Source organism: Legionella londiniensis, from assembly GCF_001467825.1.
GTDB lineage: Bacteria > Pseudomonadota > Gammaproteobacteria > Legionellales > Legionellaceae > Legionella_A > Legionella_A londiniensis.
The window spans coordinates 1-15,577 of sequence record NZ_LNYK01000013.1 but is presented as its reverse complement, the minus strand read 5'-3'; the positions used below and the strand labels follow the sequence as shown (position 1 = coordinate 15,577).

Below are 15,577 nucleotides of genomic sequence, written 5' to 3'. Positions count from 1 at the left end.
GAGAAATCAAACAAAATGGTTCAGTGGATGAGGGGAAAGCTGCCTGATCTTTTTTGACCATACACAACTTTTAACCGTAGCTCGATAAAGTATCAAATGAGCTAGAACAATTAAGTGAAAATATTCAAGCTTCAAAAGAAGCAGAACTTGAAGGAACTTACGCAAAATTAAGTTCTTCTCTCCCGAAAAATGACGGGTCTGAAATTGAAATTGAAGATGATCTCTTATCTGACTCAATAATAGATAATCCGCCGCTGTCGAAAGAGAATCTACGGCAAGTGATAAATTATGAGGAGTCAAGTGTTAATTCGGATAAACCAGACACTCCTGGTGTGAAAAAAACTTAGAATACTTAAACTTAGAATACTTAACTTGTACCAGTATATGATCTAGCGCTAATTTCATCACTACCCCAACCGAGTAAGTATTCCTTGTTTGATGAACTGATAAATACTCGAATATTGCTAATTATGAGTTTGCTGCCCTTAAAGCAAGAGAATCGCTAAAAAATGATTGCGCCTTGTCCTCATCCTTGCTTCAAGGCGCTGCTGGCAGGCACCGCTTCTTTATCCTTATTCCAGGAAGATTTCATGTAAAAAATTGATGGCGCTTTGCCAGGAACGTTTGTCCGCTTTGGCGTCATAATGTAAGCCCATCTCAGGATCATTGGCCTTGGGATTGGTAAATGAATGTTTGGTCAGGCCATACATATGAATTTGCCAATCTGCTTTTTTCTGGGTCATCTCAGTTGAAAATAAATCGATTTGCTGAGGCGGAACAAGCGGGTCATCATAGCCATGTAACACCAGAATTTTTGCTTGAATGGCTTCAAATACAGCGGGCTCAGGAGCGGTGAGCAGGCCATGGAAGCTCACGGCTCCTTGAATGCTCGCACCTGTCCTGGCCAGATCAAGGGCGCAAAGCCCACCGAAGCAATATCCCAATACAGCAATTTTTTGCTTATTTACTTCAGGCAGCAGAATGAAAGCATGGTATGCGGCAAGCATCCTGTCGGCAATTTTTTTTCTGTTTTCCAGCAGGGAATACATCAGGCTGCGGCGCTCTTCCTTGGTTTCGCCTGTTTGGGCGTCTCCATACATATCAATGGCAAAGCCGATATATCCCAGTTCTGCCATTTGGTTTGCCTTGTCACAAATGTCTTGGCCTCTTCCACCCCAATCATGCGCAAGCATGATTCCAGGCTTTGGGTGGCCTGAGTCTTTTTTGTAGGCTACATACCCAATACACTGCGTATCCCCATGAAAATAGCGAATTTCTTTGCACTGTAACATTTTTTTAAATCAACCTTTTTTGGAAAAGATTCAAGCCTAACCTGAAAATACTGTTCAAAACAATGGAGGGCATCATATAAAAATTTAAAGTTTTACGGGGATTGGCAGCCTCAATGCGGTGTTTTCAACTATGATATAATCAAAAATAAATGAGCATATAGACTTTTTACATGGATAAAAATCTTGAGAGCTATTACAAAAGCGCGCTCCAATACCTTCTCCCTGTGACACCTATACCGAAATTGCAAGGCTTCGTCTTGAACCTCGGTAAAAATTATTACTATTTTTTTCGTGCGAGCACGCCGTTTAACAGCGCAAACAGTGCCGATCTGGCAAGAAACAAGTATTACACTTTTTATTTCCTGCACCGGGCAGGAATCCCGATTCCCCATATGATTTCAATGAGCAGAAGCCATTTTGCCAGGGGACAATGGGAAAAAGATATTCAAAAATTACGATTCCCATTGGTTGCCAAACCTTGCTTTGGAACAGGGAAAGGACAGGATGTCTTGTGTAATATAAAAAATTTTGAGCAGCTTAAAAAACACTTGGACTATCTCTTTAAATATTATGATTATGTCAATATAGAAGAGTACCATGGCAATTTAAAATCCTATCGCGTGCTGGTGTTCAGGCAAAAAGTCATTGGTGTTGTTCACCGTATGCCGGCTTTTGTCGAAGGAGATGGCAAGCATACGATCAGGGAATTGATAGAAATTACCAATAAAAAAAGGCAGCAAGAAAATGATATCTTAAAACCAATCTTAATTGATACGGAATGCGAGATTAGCCTTGAAGAATTGGGATTGACATTGGATTCAATTCCTGAAGTAGGCAAACAAGTTCGTCTTGGCTTCACCTCTAATGCTACCCGTGGCGGCAGCTTTAAATCAATCGGAAAAAAAATCTGTAAGGAAAACAGAGAATTAGCAATAAAAATTGCCAGAGTTTTAGATTTGAAATTAGTCGGAATTGATTTGGAGTGCGAGGACATCACCATCCCTGTTTCACAATCGCGAGGGGTTGTGATTGAAGTCAATGATTCGCCGAGCGTTAGAATTCATGAAGAGTGTACAACCGGAAAACCGGTGGCTGTGACCAGGATTATCATGCGTTATTTCATGTTTCGCCATCCATTTTCTTATTGCTGGAGGTTGATACTTCATCCCCGCGTCCGTCCTTATATCCGCGCTATACTTATAATAGTAGCTTTTTATTGTGTTTTTATTCTTACTGCATAAGTTGTACGGATTGTTTTAATGAATACTTTAAAAACCATAGATGTCACCTTAAGAGATGGTGGCAATCGCATTAATTTTCACTTTAATGACGAAACTTTGCATCATATCCTTCCTCTTCTTGATAAGTCCGGGATTGAATACATTGAGATAGGTTACCGTAACGGGGCAATTTGTCCAATGGACGGTATAGGCAAAGCAGGACTTTGCCCGAAAGATTTTTTACTTGATTGCCGCTCCCTTATCAAAAATTCTAATATTGCTGTGATGGCCCATCCTCAGAACCTTTCTCCAGAGGATATCCAAGAACTCAAAGCCTGTGGCGTGGATCTGTTGCGCATTTGCGTCAGCCGGGGACAGGCCGATAAAGCCTTACCCGTGATCCAGGAAAGCAAGAATGAAGGATTGGAAGTCTCAGTCAATTTTATCCATGCCTCGCAATATTCAGAGCAGGATTTGGATAAGGCTGTCAAAACAGTCAGTGAGAGCCAGCCGGATATGATTTATTTTGCGGATTCAAACGGCAGCTTGTTGCCTGAAACAGTCGAGAAACTGTATAAAAGATATGTTGGGCAATTCGCTGTTTCATTTGGATTTCATGCCCATGATAATCTAGGCCTTGCTCAAGCCAATACCATCGCTGCCATCAGGGCCGGCGCGAAATATATAGATTATTCATTGGCCGGTATGGGCAAAGGAATTGGCAATTTGCGTACGGAATTTTTTGCGGCATACCTTCGGGCGATAAAAGCGAGAAACTATGATCTGGATGCCATTTTAAAGGCAGCCAATTATATGCGTAAGGCTTTTAATGCGGCTGGAGAATTGGTGCAAATGGATGAATTTACACGGGGAATTTATGATCTTTCTACTGCTGAAATTAAGCTTGATTATGCCAAAAATCTGGGTTAGTTGTTTTAGCCGTACCTTAGACTGGCAAAGCTATGAATAAGAAAATTCTGGTGTTGTTGCCTGCCATGCCGGATCCTTCTTTTGCCAAGCCTATCGGGCAATCATTAAACTTCATCCTGCAACGCCGGCATCTTATTGAATATATCGATCCCTATGAGCTTCATGGTTCAATGGACAACATGCAGTATTATCAACTTTGGCGCGAGCGGATTGCCAGTTTGCTCAGACACTATGACGCTTTTTTCGGGTTTGCTCTGGGCGGAGTGATTCTGCAACAATGCCTGCCTTTATTTAAAAGCAATGCAAGAACAATTGTTTTGTTTTCTTCTCCAACCTTTATTGATGACGAGCTCAGGCAGAAATTGAAAACAGTAATTGCTTTATGCCAAGAGAAGCGTTTAAATGAAGCGCTGCTCTATCTTTATCAACACGTCAGTTATCCAGGCAAACTGGGGCATTCTTTTTGTATCAAGGATAAAGCAACGGCTGCTGAGCGGCTGGTATCGGGACTTAAGCGGGTTTTGGAAACTGACTCCAGTTCAGTGATAAACTCCTGCAATGTGCCTTTAATCCACTTTATAGGTGAAGAATCTTCATTGGTTAAGAAAAAGAATATTCTGGTGCCAAAAGACGCGAGTCTTTATGTGGTTCCCAAGGCAGGCATGCGGGTATTGGAAGATAACCCAGGTATTTGCCAAAAGATTATTTTGGAAAAATTACAGTGAAAAAAGGTATCCCTCTCAAAATTGCGGTGTTACCTGGAGACGGCATTGGTTCCGAAGTCACCAAAGCGGCTCTTCCTGTACTTGACTGCTTTCAGCTGCCTATCAAGCTGCGCTTTGGGGATATCGGCTGGACATGCTGGCGACAGGAAGGTTCGCCGCTTCCAGAAAGAACGTGGAATCTTATCCATGACTCTGATGCCGCTCTTATTGGCGCTATTACCAGTAAGCCGCCAAGAGAAGCTTTAAAAGAATTAGCCGAATCATTTCGCCACTCGCCGCCCGAGTATATCTCTCCAATCATCCAGCTCAGGCAGCGTCTTGATTTATACGCAAATGTAAGGCCATGCTTTAACATTTCCAAAGAAGATAAAATATTTAACTTTTGCATTATTCGCGAAAACACTGAAGGCCTCTATGCCGGTTTTGATTTTTATCCCCTGCCTGAAGCGATACATTCTTTGCTTGGTATGGATAAGGGCTGGGGTAAAATATCTGAAGATGAAATAAGTTGTACGTTACGCTTACAGAGCAAGCAGGGGTTGCTGCGGATTTTTCGCTATGCCTTTCAATACGCCGAGCAAAGAAAGATGACGCGGGTCACCTTTGCAGACAAGCCGAATGTACTGCGCAACAGCAGCGCTTTTGCGCGTAACCTGTTTGAGGAAGCCGCAGCCCAATACCCTCAAATTCAGGCTGATATTTTAAATGTGGATGCCGTAGCGCTCTGGCTTATCAAACGGCCGGAAAGTTTCGGGGTCATTGTTGCTGAGAATATGTTTGGGGATATTCTCTCCGATGTGGGAGCCGCAGTCATGGGCGGACTAGGATTTGCACCCAGTGCCAATATCGGTAAAAAAGGATGCTATTTTGAGCCTGTGCATGGCAGCGGGCCGCGCGTTGAACCAGGTTATGCCAACCCATCCGCCATGTTTTTAACCATAGGTATGATGCTTGAACAGTTTGGTTATGGCGTTGAGGCCGATAAAATTAAACAGTCGGTAATTGCTGTTGTCAATGAGGGGCGCCATATTACGCGAGACATCCATGGCTCATCTTCTACTGAAGAAATGGCGCAGGCAATCATTCATTATTGTTCAAACTTGTGAAGTGTCATGCTAAAAGATCTCATCAAAGCATTCAGCGTTTTCAACAGTGCAGAACTATCTGACGCCTTGGACGCCTGTAAATTGGAAGGTGCTTTATTTTCAATCCACGCGCTTGCTCCAGGCACAAAATTGATCGGCAGCGCATACACTATTCGCTATACTCCCTATGAACAAAAACCAGTTGATTTTCAAGGTGCGGCAGACTATATCGATGAAGTTCCTTCTCATTCAGTTATCGTTATTGATAATGGAGGCAGAATAGATTGCACAACCTGGGGAGAAATTTTAACGGAGTTTGCCCTGCTTAAAGGGATTGCCGGTACCGTTGTCCATGGGGCAGTCAGAGATGCGGGGTTTATCCGTGAGGTTAAATATCCTGTATTTTGCAAGGGTATTTACATGCGTTCGGGCAAGAATCGCGTATACATGGCTGAAAAGCAAGGTACGCTCAATATCCAGGGTATAACGATCAAGCCCGAAGATATCATCTTTGGCGATGATAATGGCGTTTTAGCAATCCCAAGAAACTTGGCCGAGGAAGTTCTTGAAAAAGCAAAAAACATCAAAGAGTCGGAAAAAAAAATTATTGCGGCTATTCATAAAGGAAGAAGCCTGAGACAGGCAAGGCAAGACTATCAATACCATACACCGTGGTTAAAAAAACAGGATTGAAAGTATGGATGATTTTTTTTCCGAATGTCGATTTATCGACATTCATTATCATGCCAGTCCGGACTTATATATAAGAAGGTTTAACGCTCTTGAAGCAGGGGAGCGCTATCTGGCAGAAAAGGGAGTTGTGGTGTTAAAAAGCCATTTAGGTTCCACAGGCAGTCAGGCCATGCTTGCCCAGCAGCGCAATTTGCCGGTATTGCCTTCCCTCGTTTTAAATTCTATTGCTGGCGGCATAGATTACAGGGTCATTTTGCGCGCCTTGGCTGAATATCAATCAGAAATTGCCATGAACATGATTGTCCATTTCCCAACCCTTACCGGGCGCAGCTATCAGTCGAAATTAAAGAGAAAACTTACCCATCCTCACTTGAAAAAATATACTCTTGCGGCAGAAACTGTATTTAATGAACAAAATAAGTTAAAAAAAGAAGTCATCGATGTTTTAAAGTTGGCCAATGACTATCCTGTCGTATTATCCACCGGGCATGCCTCAAAACAGGAGGTATATGCTTTGATTGAAGCCTGCGATCGTTATCAGGTGCAGGCACTTCTTCTCAATCAACCGGCCAACCCTTTAACAGGTTTAAATGCGCAAGAACTGCACTTTATCAGCAGATATTCTTTTGTCTGGATTGAGCAAACTGCTTTGACCTTTCTTTTGGGGCACCAGAGCAAAGATGATATTCGAGAAGTGCTCACTTCCCTGCCACGGGTTATCTACAGTTCTGATCTTGGCCAGGCTAGTCAAATGAATATTCATGAATGGGTTGGTTTTTCGCAAAAACTCTTTCAGGAGTTTGCCTTGTCTCCTGAACAAAGGGATAAACTATGCCGTATTAACCCGCTGCAATTATTGTCTATCAGGTAAGCTTTAGTTCATGCAGAACTATCATTAAATGTATGCCCGGTGTACAATGTTATCAGCAAGATCCATTTGTAGGTTTGTTTATGCGAATTATAATTGCCTTTCTGGTATTAGCGCTGATTGGCCTGCAATATAAACTCTGGCTGGGGGATGGCAGTGTGCTGCAATGGCTGCAACTGCAAAAAAAATTGAGTGTGCAGGAAGAGGAAAATAAAAAACTGCAGACGCGCAACCGAATTATTGAGGCGGACATTCAGGAACTTAAATCCGGTGAGCAGGCACTGGAAGAGCAGGCACGTTTCGAGCTGGGTATGATCAAGGAAGGGGAAGTGTATTACCAGTTTGTGGATTAAATGACTTATACAGGAATTAATTCACCCTTGAATTGGGTAGGCGGGCTGTCCCATAAACTCAAAACATAACCGCCGCCACCTGAGCCAGTAGGCTTAACCGCAGTTGCTCCTGCATCACGTAACGCCTTCATATGATGGTGCAAATTCTCACTTACCAGCCCCCATTGCCTGAAACAGTCAGAAGCAAGATTAATGGCATTGGCGAGAGATTGAAAGGCATCTTTGGAATTTTCTGAAATGGCGCTTAGCGCTTGCTGAACACTGGCAGCCATTTGGTCATCAATCTGCTTTGCCTTTTGCGGTGAATTCTCCCATAGAGCAAGCACTTGATTGATACAATGGGATGTGATGCCTATCTGGCCACAAGACGATAAATACCATTTTGGCTGCCAGGATTGCATGATAGGAGTATATTTGCCCTGTTGAAACTGAATACCTGCTTCAGAGCTCACGCCTGCGATATCAAGGCCGCTGCTTTTCCCGTGAAACAGATTTTCCAATTCTTTGGCAAAAAGATGAAGCTCCCAATCTTTTAAGAAATTTTGCGCTGAAAACCAGCGTGCCACAGCAACAGAGAGCGCCGCGGATGCTCCCATGCCAACGCCAATAGGAATATTGCTATATAAGTGGAAATACCCGGATAAGCTGTTTAAAGATTTACCTAAAAGCTGTGCGCCATGTTCCAGTACACTCCAAAACAGTAAATGCAGATCAGCGTTGCTTTCGCCTTCAAAGTTGGCGCTTAATTCCGAGGAAGCATTACAGTAACTGAGCGTCAGTTTTTTTTCTCTAACTGGAAAGACCAGTGCTGCATGGCCGCGAATGACTGCATGTTCTCCAGCTAAAATCCATTTGCCGTGTGTGGTTGTTTGAAAATCAAATGACATCAAAGTTGCCTACTAAATATTCTTTTTTAAATGAATCTGCAAGGCTTTTTTGATCAAGCCGGTACAGCAAATGAATATTGGGTCCCGCATCCATCGTTACAATGGGGCCATCGCCTTCGCGTTGCCATAAATCCTGCAAATTGGCCAATACTTTATTTGTCTCTTCTGTTATATAAGAAAAAGGCTCAGAACAGGTGGCAAACAGTTTATGAATATCCTGAAACTCATGCCAGCATATTTCATAAGCGCTTTTCCAGTCGTTGGATTCCAATGCAGTTAGCAACAATTTTAAATTATCTCTGGCGCGCTTTGCGCGTCCTTCATAAAGCTTGCTGGTGCGAATACGCGCGTGAGCTTCTCGAGATGAAATTCTTTTTTCTTCATGGCTGATAATGATCACCTGGTGCAGCAGTTCCTTATAGGGTAAATCTATTGCCTTGACCTCCGTGTCCTCCCAAAGTGCCCACGGCGAGAAGAAGGAGCGGCAGGAAGAGCCAGAGCCTTCCCGGCTTAGCTGAGCCAGCGTTTCAATTGCGGGCATCGGTTTGCCGGTCAATTCACTCAAGGCCAGCGCGGCGCATTTCGTAAGGGCAGCAAAACTTGAAGCGGAACTTGCCAACCCGCAGCTTAAGGGAAAGTTATTGCTCGAGCGCACAACAAACGCTCCTTGATAATCAAAATAAGTTTTTAAGCGTTGCAAATGGGCAAGATAGCGTTCTTGGGCAGCAATCGATAAATCAAAATGCATAGCTCCCGGTATTTCCAGCGGTTCCCAGAAATCTTTTTTCCCAGGTTGTTCTTCAAGCGCCACGCTGCTTAACAAATTGTTAAGGGTATATGAAAGAGAAGGGTTAATGGGGAGGTTTCCTTTGCCTTCTTTTTTCCCCATGTATTTAATAAGAGCAATATTGGATGGTGCTTGCGCGAACCATTGCATGGTTTGTTCTCCTCATTAATTCTCTAAAGGCTGTCTAACGTCCGGGGGTATCCTTCCATAAAATTTTATGTAATTGCAATTGAAATCGTACAGGCAAATTATCCTGCACTATCCAATCGGCAAGCAAAGGAGCTTCAAGCTGTCCCCAAGAGGGTGAAAAAAGAATGTGCGCTATTTTTTCCAGATGATGTTCTGCTATCATGGCACAAGCCCAGTCATAATCCTGCCGGTTGCAGATCACAAATTTAATCTGATCAGTTTTTTTCAGACAAGCAAGATTCTCAAGCCTGTTGCGATCGCATTCGCCGGAATGGGGGGTTTTTAAATCCATGACAATCATAACCCGTTTGTCAACCGATGAAATATCTCTCGCTCCGCTTGTTTCAAGCGATACCAGATATCCCCGGTTACATAGCTCGGTGAGCAATGCAAAACAGCCTGGCTGAGCGAGGGGTTCGCCGCCTGTAACGCACACATATCGGCAATGATATGAGGCAATTTGCAACAGGATTTCATCCAATGCCATGATTTGACCGCCATTAAAGGCATAGGCAGTATCACAATACTGGCAGCGCAAAGGACAACCGGTTAGGCGCACAAATACTGTCGGCAGGCCGATGCTGGTTGATTCGCCTTGCAAGGAATGAAAAATTTCGGTAATGCGTAATTGCTTTGCTAATTTGTTCATCAGGGATTTAAGGATTCCAGTTTTGTTGCGGCCAATTGTGCCGTATTGGTATCTGGATAATTTTTGATGACTTGTTGCAGTTTTTGCTTTGCTTCGTCAATTTTTCCTTCTGCGGCAAGAGCATAGCCAATTTTTAACATGCTGGCAGCAGACTTGCTGGATGAAGGGAAATGCTCGAGTACCGCTTCAAAGTGGTTGATTGCTTGTGGGTAGTCTTTCTTGACCAGGAAAAGCTCTCCAAGCCAGTACTGGGCATTGGCCGTATAGCCGCTTTGCGGATATTGATTGACAAAAGCCTGCATAGCCATCAAGGCATCTTCATATTGTTTATTCTTAACCAGTTCATAGGCAGCAAGGTAACTGATTTGCTCTTCGGCAGGGTTTGCGTGAGATGTGCTGCGAGCGCTTTGCTTTGTGAGGCGGGGTGGTTGTTGAGGAGGTTTGCCTGGCGCCAGGGACACTTCATCTTTTTTTGCATTTTGAAGAGAGGGGGCATGCAGTCGAGAATCAATATCCTTATAAAAGGCCTGCTGTTGTTGCTGCAACAATTTTAAATCATGTGCCTGCACTTCCAGCTGTCCCCGCAATTCCTGCAGCTCCTGCTGCAGGTTTTGCAGTTTTTCTAATATTGCCGCATTGTCTGTATTGACATGCTGAGTGTCAATATCTTCATAGGCAAGTGCCGGCTCTTCCTGGAAGTCGTCTGGGGAAGCGCTTGCCAAAGGTTGACTTGCCAGGGCATCCTGCTGCTCTTCAAACATGGCAAAATTATCACTGTCATCAACCACTGGAACTTCAGCAAATGCTTTAAGAGATATGAGACAGATTAAACTTACCCTCAGCAAAATACGTGTCAGGTTAACAATCATCGGGTAGCCTCATAAATTAATTCAACACGGCGATTCTGGCGGTGTGATGCCTCATCATGCCCGAAATAGACAGGGCGCTCTTTTCCATAACTCACAACCCGTATCTGGCTTCTGTCCACTCCTGCCATGCGCATCAGTTGTGCGACCGTGTTTGCTCGCCGTTCACCCAAGGCAACGTTATATTCACGGCTGCCGCGCTCATCAGTATGGCCGGCCAAGAGGATGCGCGCACCTGGATGCGACTTAAGGTATTCTGCCTGCGCATTCACTGAGGGAATATATTTGGCGGCTAATGTGGCGTCATCGTATGCAAAAAGGTATACCTGGTTATGGGGTGCTTTTGTGGTATAGGATTCGCCTTCTTCCTGTCCTGCGAATCTTGCAGTTTCACCTATACCTTGCGCAGATACGCCATCGTCGCTGACATCTTCCGCATAGCCCGTTTTTTTTGCGCAAGATACAACCAGTAACAGACTGGCAAAAATCATACCCCATTTTGCAAAAGATTTAGTCATGATGCTCTCCTTGAAATTTATTTTTTGTGAATATCTTTGATAAAAAGTTAAAAAACTCAACTAATATGCGTTGGTTTAAAGGTTTTTGATGGCGGCTCATTGTACAATTTTTTTTGCCTTTGCGCTATCGTCCCCGACATCGGTTTATCGTGTTTTATCTGCCTTATAACAAATTCGGTTAGCAATGCGGTAAGATGCTTGGCAGCTTGATTGGCTGCGAGTACGCCGCCATAAAACGTATCTTGCGGGCAAGGAATCCTCTCTGAAATGATGCGCGATGCCACTACACGGTTTTCATCAACATTGGAAAGAACCGCTTTAACCACAAGTTCTACCGTACTGGGCCTTGCCAGGAAGTTTTGATGGAGCTCAATAAGCTGGATATCAAGGCGGTAGTCAGCCTTGTCGGCATAGGGTGAGGCAGATACAGCGCTGAAATAGCCGCTGTACTGAAGACTCTGGGTAATCAGTGGAAACAAGAGCGTGGCAGGCGGCCCCACCCAGGCGTTATGGGCATAGGCGCTTAATTCAAATGGCTTGACAATATAGCGCATTTGCTCTGTCTCATAACCTGCTGCGGCTTCTGGTTGAGTCACCAGAATAGAAGTGGGCGCTGGCTTGTCTGCGACGCGCTGACAACTGTATTCATCGAGCTTGTAGTAATGCTTGACAGGCGTTGTTACTGCACAGGCAGATAAGAAAAGGTACAAGCTCAGGATAAAAACAGGGGCTGCTTTAACCATGTTATTCTCCCGGCCCGGGTTTTGGTGGAGTTGTCCCGCGAATGATGATGGATGGATTTTGCCTCATCATGGCGCTAACCTGTTCGAGGTTCGCCGCAATTAATTCAAGACGCTGTAATAAAAGTGTTGCAGGAGGCAGCGTTTGCTGCGCTATTTTGTCCATCGTGTTTTTGCCGGCTTTCATAGCTTTGCTGACTTCTGTGCCGGCTTTTGATATATCTTTTGTCATGGATGAAAATTTTTGTATGGAACTCTTAAGTTCCCTTGTGATCTTTGGCAGGTCATGCAAGCTCTGATTGATATTCTCGCCATTTTGGGCAAAAGTGTTGGATACTTTTTCCAGATTGATTAGTATTTCTTTAAAATTTTTGGCGTTTTCTTCGTCCAAAACCCGCTTGAACCCCTGTGAAATCGTTTGGATATTCTGCTCAAGGCTGCTAAAAAAAGAAGGCCTTGAAGGAATGACAGGGTATGGTTCCCCTGGTGTTTTTTGTAAGGGGATGAAGGTAGAAGAATCAGCTTTTAATCCGAGAAAAGTGGTGCCTGTGATGCCTTGGGTAACTAAAGTTGCATAGGTGCTTTCAGTAATTGGCGTTCCTTCTTCTACCTGAATCACTATCTTTACCTTTTGCGGATCAAATTTACTCAGGGCTACTTTTCTGACGGAACCAACCCTTACTCCATTGAATTTAACAGGAGATTCTTCGCTTAGTCCAGAGACAGATTCACGCATATATACGATATAATAATTGTAGTTTTTCCTGTCAAATCCAATTGACAGCCAGAGTCCCGCAGCGATTAGCCCGGCTGTTAGAATCAAGACTGTAAGGCCTACCATTTTATAATTTGCTTTTGATTCCAAGCCTTCCGCTCCTCATGCTTTATTAGAAACAGTTTAAAATTTACTGAAGTAATCAGCAATCAATGGGTGCTTATTTTCCATTAATTTCTCAATAGGTTCGATGCTTAGGATTTTTCCTTTCCCAACAAAAGCCACTCGATCGGTGGTTCTTTGTAATGACTCAATATCATGGCTGACGATAACAATGGTCAGGTTTAAAGCATCACGCAGAAATAAAATTAAATCATCAAACCGCTTGGCGCTTAGCGGGTCAAGGCCTGAGGTTGGTTCATCCAAAAAAAGTAATTCAGGATCCATGGCTATGGCACGGGCGGCGGCTGCCCTTCGTTGCATGCCGCCACTCAGTTCGGATGGGTATTTGCCGGCTGCCTCTTTTGGAAGCCCAACCAGCAATAATTTAAGCATTGCCAGCTCTTGCATAAAGCTTTTTTCAAGAGATGCCAATTCACGCATTGGAAACATAATGTTTTCCAAAACATTCAAGGCAGAAAACAAGGCGCTGTGCTGAAACAACATACCCCAGCGCTGTTTTAAAGCGTTGGCTTCATTTTCATCCAGTTTGCTGATGTCCTTACCAAATACGCGGATGGTCCCGGCTGTTGGTTGCAAAAGCATGAGAATACTGCGAAGGATTGTAGTTTTACCGCTACCGCTGCCGCCAATAATGGCAAATATTTCGCCTTTTTCCACGGTTAGGTTGACATCGGAATGAACCCATTGACCCCCAAGGTAATTTTTTAATCCCTCTATTTCAATAACAGGTTCGCTCATTCCTAGACATCCAGCCAACTATAAATAACAGAATAAGTCGCATCGGCAATAATGATTAAAAATAAAGCCTGAACCACGCTTTTTGTGGTCTGGGTTCCAACACTGTCAGCGTTTGCTTCTACGCGAAAACCTTGAAAACAGCCAACCAATGCTATCAAAATCGCAAAAGCTGGCGCTTTATAAAGCCCCAACATCATCTGCTTTAAACCCACAGTATCCTGTAAGCGCGTCAGAAAATCATTATAGCCGACATGGAGCATGAATTTAGACATGATCATTGCGCCAATGGTACTGAAAAAATCAGACCAGAAAATTAGCAAGGGGAAAACAAGCAATAGCCCCAAGACTCTTGGCACCACCAGCAATTCAGTGGGAGAGAGGCCCATGGTATAAAGCGCGTCAATTTCTTCATTGATTTTCATGCTGCCGAGTTGCGCTGTAAATGCCGAGCTTGTACGGCCAGCAACAATTATCGCAGTAATTAAAGGGCCAAATTCACGAAAAATGGCCATTCCAGATAAAAAAGCTATAAAAATATTGGCCCCGTAAGTTTCCAGCTGCAAACCCATCTGGTAAGCCAATACGACGCCAATTAAAAAGGACAGTAACCCAATAATCGGTAAGGCTGTAACCCCTGTGCCATAAATAGTGCTGACAATACTTGGAAACTGAAAACGTCGCCATTGCCCGGCTGCGGCAACTATTTTTTCAGCTAAGTCGCCGATTAAAATGAGAAGGCCATTAATCTGATGGTATTTATTAATCGTTTCCACACCAACCTGATAGAGTATATCCTCCTCTTCAGAAGCTGGCGGGCGATAACCCAAGTCAGGGCTCTTGCTTTTGACCAGTTCAAGCAAACTTTGCTGCTGCTCTGAAAAGCCGATTTGTTCGATTGAATTGTCCCTTTTTTTCAAATCTTCTATACAATGCAGCAGTGCCAATGCCCCGGCTGTATCGAAGCGGCTTATCTTGCTTCCATCAATCATGATTTTTTTGGATTGCGGAAGTGGTGCGTGGCTAAACCTTTGAACCAGGTTATCTAAGGTATGAATGGACCAGTCCCCGGTCAGGATATAGGCCTGAGTTTCAGGATTATAGGTAAAACCAGGAGCTGGCTTGGAGGGGTTCATGATTGTTATTTTTTTAAAAATTAACTTAGGATAATACGAAACCCATTCAAACCGCAAAAAATACTCTGTCCGTCTATCGTTATAAGCCAAGGTGATAGGATGTATTTGTTCACTCGACTCAAGATTTATTTCTGGAATATTGACCCAGGTTATTTCAACCTCAAGCAGGCGTTTAAAACTGTTTTGGCGATTGGCATCACCTTGTTGCTTTTGAGGGAACAAACACTGCTTACAAAGTTCATGGGCGGAATAGCCTGTGGGTTCTCTATGCAAGGAGTGACGGGAAAAACCTGGGCTTACAGATTGCTGCATGTCATTTTGTTTGCCCTAATCTATCTTGCAGCATTTATACTTGGTCTAATGGTGAGCGATTCACCATACCTGACTGCGCTGACCCTCGTTATCATCGGGTTCTTTGCCAACTATATCCGCCGTTTTGGCCTGGAAAACAGTTTTGCCCCCCTGATGATCTGGATGCTTTGTTTCCTTGCAACCATTTTGCCTCTGGCAAATAGCAAAGAAGCCTATGATCACATGGGCGCTTTGGTTCTTGGGTTTTTGGTTTCAGGAATGGTTTCGTTATTGGTATTTCCAGAAAATTATTCATCGTTATTGATCAAAAACTCAAACCTTTTTTTTCATACCCTAAGTACCGGTTTTTCAGAGATAAGGCGTTATCTGTTAGGATTTGGGCAAGAACAGGATTTCAAGGTATTTCCGTTTGTGCGCGTCAAAAAAGATTTGACAGATCTTATGGATATCAACCAAACCCTTCAGCATTTAACCGCCGCTTCGAGCAAAAAGCGCCTCAATCATATTTTATTTCATCAATATGGATTGTTAAATGCGTATATTTTAATGCTTGAAGCTTACCAATCACTAACCCGGATTCCTAAACCCCTTGCTTTATCGACAAGGCTTCATCTAGGTTCAATCACCATTTAATTATGCCCAAATAGCAATGGCAGCGAGAGCAATGGACGAGATAAAAATGGAGTCACAACGG

The 15,577-nt window shown here is 43.6% G+C and carries 16 protein-coding genes and 1 pseudogene; 7 read left to right on the top strand and 10 right to left on the bottom strand.

Annotated features, from left to right (window positions below):
* Positions 1-572 precede the first annotated feature (572 nt).
* Positions 573-1,292: a dienelactone hydrolase family protein gene (locus Llon_RS03695; protein ID WP_058528725.1), complete on the bottom strand. Its 720-nt coding sequence runs from the start codon at positions 1,290-1,292 to the stop codon at positions 573-575.
* A gap of 170 nt (positions 1,293-1,462) precedes the next feature.
* Here Llon_RS03695 and Llon_RS03690 point away from each other — a divergent pair, with 170 nt between their 5' ends.
* The 6 genes and pseudogenes from Llon_RS03690 (at position 1,463) to ftsB (ending at position 7,166) form a co-directional block, all read left to right on the top strand.
* The gene (locus Llon_RS03690; RefSeq protein ID WP_058528724.1) at positions 1,463-2,533 is read left to right on the top strand and encodes a hypothetical protein; all 1,071 of its coding nucleotides are present in this window, start codon (positions 1,463-1,465) and stop codon (positions 2,531-2,533) included.
* A gap of 18 nt (positions 2,534-2,551) precedes the next feature.
* The gene (locus Llon_RS03685; RefSeq protein WP_058528723.1) at positions 2,552-3,442 is read left to right on the top strand and encodes a beta/alpha barrel domain-containing protein; all 891 of its coding nucleotides are present in this window, start codon (positions 2,552-2,554) and stop codon (positions 3,440-3,442) included.
* Positions 3,443-3,474: 32 nt separating this feature from the next.
* Positions 3,475-4,167: an alpha/beta hydrolase gene (locus Llon_RS03680; RefSeq protein ID WP_058528722.1), complete on the top strand. Its 693-nt coding sequence runs from the start codon at positions 3,475-3,477 to the stop codon at positions 4,165-4,167.
* Positions 4,164-5,945: pseudogene (locus Llon_RS11860) on the top strand (isocitrate/isopropylmalate family dehydrogenase). The gene Llon_RS03680 and the pseudogene Llon_RS11860 overlap by 4 nt, the downstream one beginning before the upstream one ends.
* Before the next feature lie 4 nt (positions 5,946-5,949).
* Positions 5,950-6,816 (top strand): DUF6282 family protein, encoded by an 867-nt coding sequence (locus tag Llon_RS03670; RefSeq protein WP_058528721.1) that lies wholly within the window; start codon positions 5,950-5,952, stop codon positions 6,814-6,816.
* Positions 6,817-6,896: 80 nt separating this feature from the next.
* On the top strand, positions 6,897-7,166 hold the full coding sequence (gene ftsB, locus Llon_RS03665; protein ID WP_058528727.1) for a cell division protein FtsB: 270 nt from the start codon (positions 6,897-6,899) through the stop codon (positions 7,164-7,166).
* A gap of 5 nt (positions 7,167-7,171) precedes the next feature.
* On the opposite strand, the gene Llon_RS03660 is transcribed toward ftsB, so the two are convergent.
* Genes Llon_RS03660 through Llon_RS03620 form a run of 9 tightly spaced genes read right to left on the bottom strand, consistent with a single transcriptional unit; the run spans position 7,172 to position 14,571 of the window.
* Complete coding sequence (locus Llon_RS03660; RefSeq protein ID WP_058528720.1) at positions 7,172-8,053, bottom strand: mevalonate kinase family protein; 882 nt, start codon at positions 8,051-8,053, stop codon at positions 7,172-7,174.
* Positions 8,043-8,990: a diphosphomevalonate decarboxylase gene (locus Llon_RS03655; RefSeq protein WP_058528719.1), complete on the bottom strand. Its 948-nt coding sequence runs from the start codon at positions 8,988-8,990 to the stop codon at positions 8,043-8,045. Before Llon_RS03655 ends, Llon_RS03660 begins: the two co-directional genes overlap by 11 nt.
* Before the next feature lie 34 nt (positions 8,991-9,024).
* Complete coding sequence (gene queE / locus Llon_RS03650; RefSeq protein WP_058528718.1) at positions 9,025-9,678, bottom strand: 7-carboxy-7-deazaguanine synthase QueE; 654 nt, start codon at positions 9,676-9,678, stop codon at positions 9,025-9,027.
* A complete protein-coding gene (ybgF, locus tag Llon_RS03645; protein WP_065238272.1) occupies positions 9,678-10,544 on the bottom strand; it encodes a tol-pal system protein YbgF in 867 nt (288 codons plus the stop codon). Before ybgF ends, queE begins: the two co-directional genes overlap by 1 nt.
* The gene (pal, locus tag Llon_RS03640; protein ID WP_115336924.1) at positions 10,544-11,065 is read right to left on the bottom strand and encodes a peptidoglycan-associated lipoprotein Pal; all 522 of its coding nucleotides are present in this window, start codon (positions 11,063-11,065) and stop codon (positions 10,544-10,546) included. Before pal ends, ybgF begins: the two co-directional genes overlap by 1 nt.
* A 53-nt stretch (positions 11,066-11,118) precedes the next feature.
* Entirely contained in the window at positions 11,119-11,805 is a 687-nt protein-coding gene (locus tag Llon_RS03635) for an ABC-type transport auxiliary lipoprotein family protein (protein WP_065238270.1), read from the bottom strand.
* Between the two features lies 1 nt (position 11,806).
* On the bottom strand, positions 11,807-12,667 hold the full coding sequence (locus tag Llon_RS03630) for an MlaD family protein (protein WP_058528715.1): 861 nt from the start codon (positions 12,665-12,667) through the stop codon (positions 11,807-11,809).
* Between the two features lie 33 nt (positions 12,668-12,700).
* Positions 12,701-13,438, bottom strand: a complete 738-nt coding sequence (locus Llon_RS03625; protein ID WP_058528714.1) for an ABC transporter ATP-binding protein — start codon at positions 13,436-13,438, stop codon at positions 12,701-12,703.
* Between the two features lie 2 nt (positions 13,439-13,440).
* The gene (locus tag Llon_RS03620; RefSeq protein WP_058528726.1) at positions 13,441-14,571 is read right to left on the bottom strand and encodes an ABC transporter permease; all 1,131 of its coding nucleotides are present in this window, start codon (positions 14,569-14,571) and stop codon (positions 13,441-13,443) included.
* A gap of 267 nt (positions 14,572-14,838) precedes the next feature.
* On the opposite strand from Llon_RS03620, the gene Llon_RS03615 reads away from it, so the two are divergent.
* Complete coding sequence (locus tag Llon_RS03615) at positions 14,839-15,516, top strand: hypothetical protein (RefSeq protein ID WP_058528713.1); 678 nt, start codon at positions 14,839-14,841, stop codon at positions 15,514-15,516.
* The last annotated feature ends 61 nt before the right edge of the window (positions 15,517-15,577 follow it).

Excerpts from the sequence above, each read along its gene's own strand:
- Llon_RS03695 (WP_058528725.1), bottom strand. The coding sequence starts at position 1,292 with ATGTTACAGTGCAAAGAAATTCGCTATTTTCATGGGGATACGCAGTGT.
- Llon_RS03690 (WP_058528724.1), top strand. The coding sequence starts at position 1,463 with ATGGATAAAAATCTTGAGAGCTATTACAAAAGCGCGCTCCAATACCTT.
- Llon_RS03685 (WP_058528723.1), top strand. The coding sequence starts at position 2,552 with ATGAATACTTTAAAAACCATAGATGTCACCTTAAGAGATGGTGGCAAT.
- Llon_RS03680 (WP_058528722.1), top strand. The coding sequence starts at position 3,475 with ATGAATAAGAAAATTCTGGTGTTGTTGCCTGCCATGCCGGATCCTTCT.
- Llon_RS03670 (WP_058528721.1), top strand. The coding sequence starts at position 5,950 with ATGGATGATTTTTTTTCCGAATGTCGATTTATCGACATTCATTATCAT.
- ftsB (WP_058528727.1), top strand. The coding sequence starts at position 6,897 with ATGCGAATTATAATTGCCTTTCTGGTATTAGCGCTGATTGGCCTGCAA.
- Llon_RS03660 (WP_058528720.1), bottom strand. The coding sequence starts at position 8,053 with ATGTCATTTGATTTTCAAACAACCACACACGGCAAATGGATTTTAGCT.
- Llon_RS03655 (WP_058528719.1), bottom strand. The coding sequence starts at position 8,990 with ATGCAATGGTTCGCGCAAGCACCATCCAATATTGCTCTTATTAAATAC.
- queE (WP_058528718.1), bottom strand. The coding sequence starts at position 9,678 with ATGAACAAATTAGCAAAGCAATTACGCATTACCGAAATTTTTCATTCC.
- Llon_RS03635 (WP_065238270.1), bottom strand. The coding sequence starts at position 11,805 with ATGGTTAAAGCAGCCCCTGTTTTTATCCTGAGCTTGTACCTTTTCTTA.
- Llon_RS03625 (WP_058528714.1), bottom strand. The coding sequence starts at position 13,438 with ATGAGCGAACCTGTTATTGAAATAGAGGGATTAAAAAATTACCTTGGG.
- Llon_RS03620 (WP_058528726.1), bottom strand. The coding sequence starts at position 14,571 with ATGAACCCCTCCAAGCCAGCTCCTGGTTTTACCTATAATCCTGAAACT.
- Llon_RS03615 (WP_058528713.1), top strand. The coding sequence starts at position 14,839 with ATGCAAGGAGTGACGGGAAAAACCTGGGCTTACAGATTGCTGCATGTC.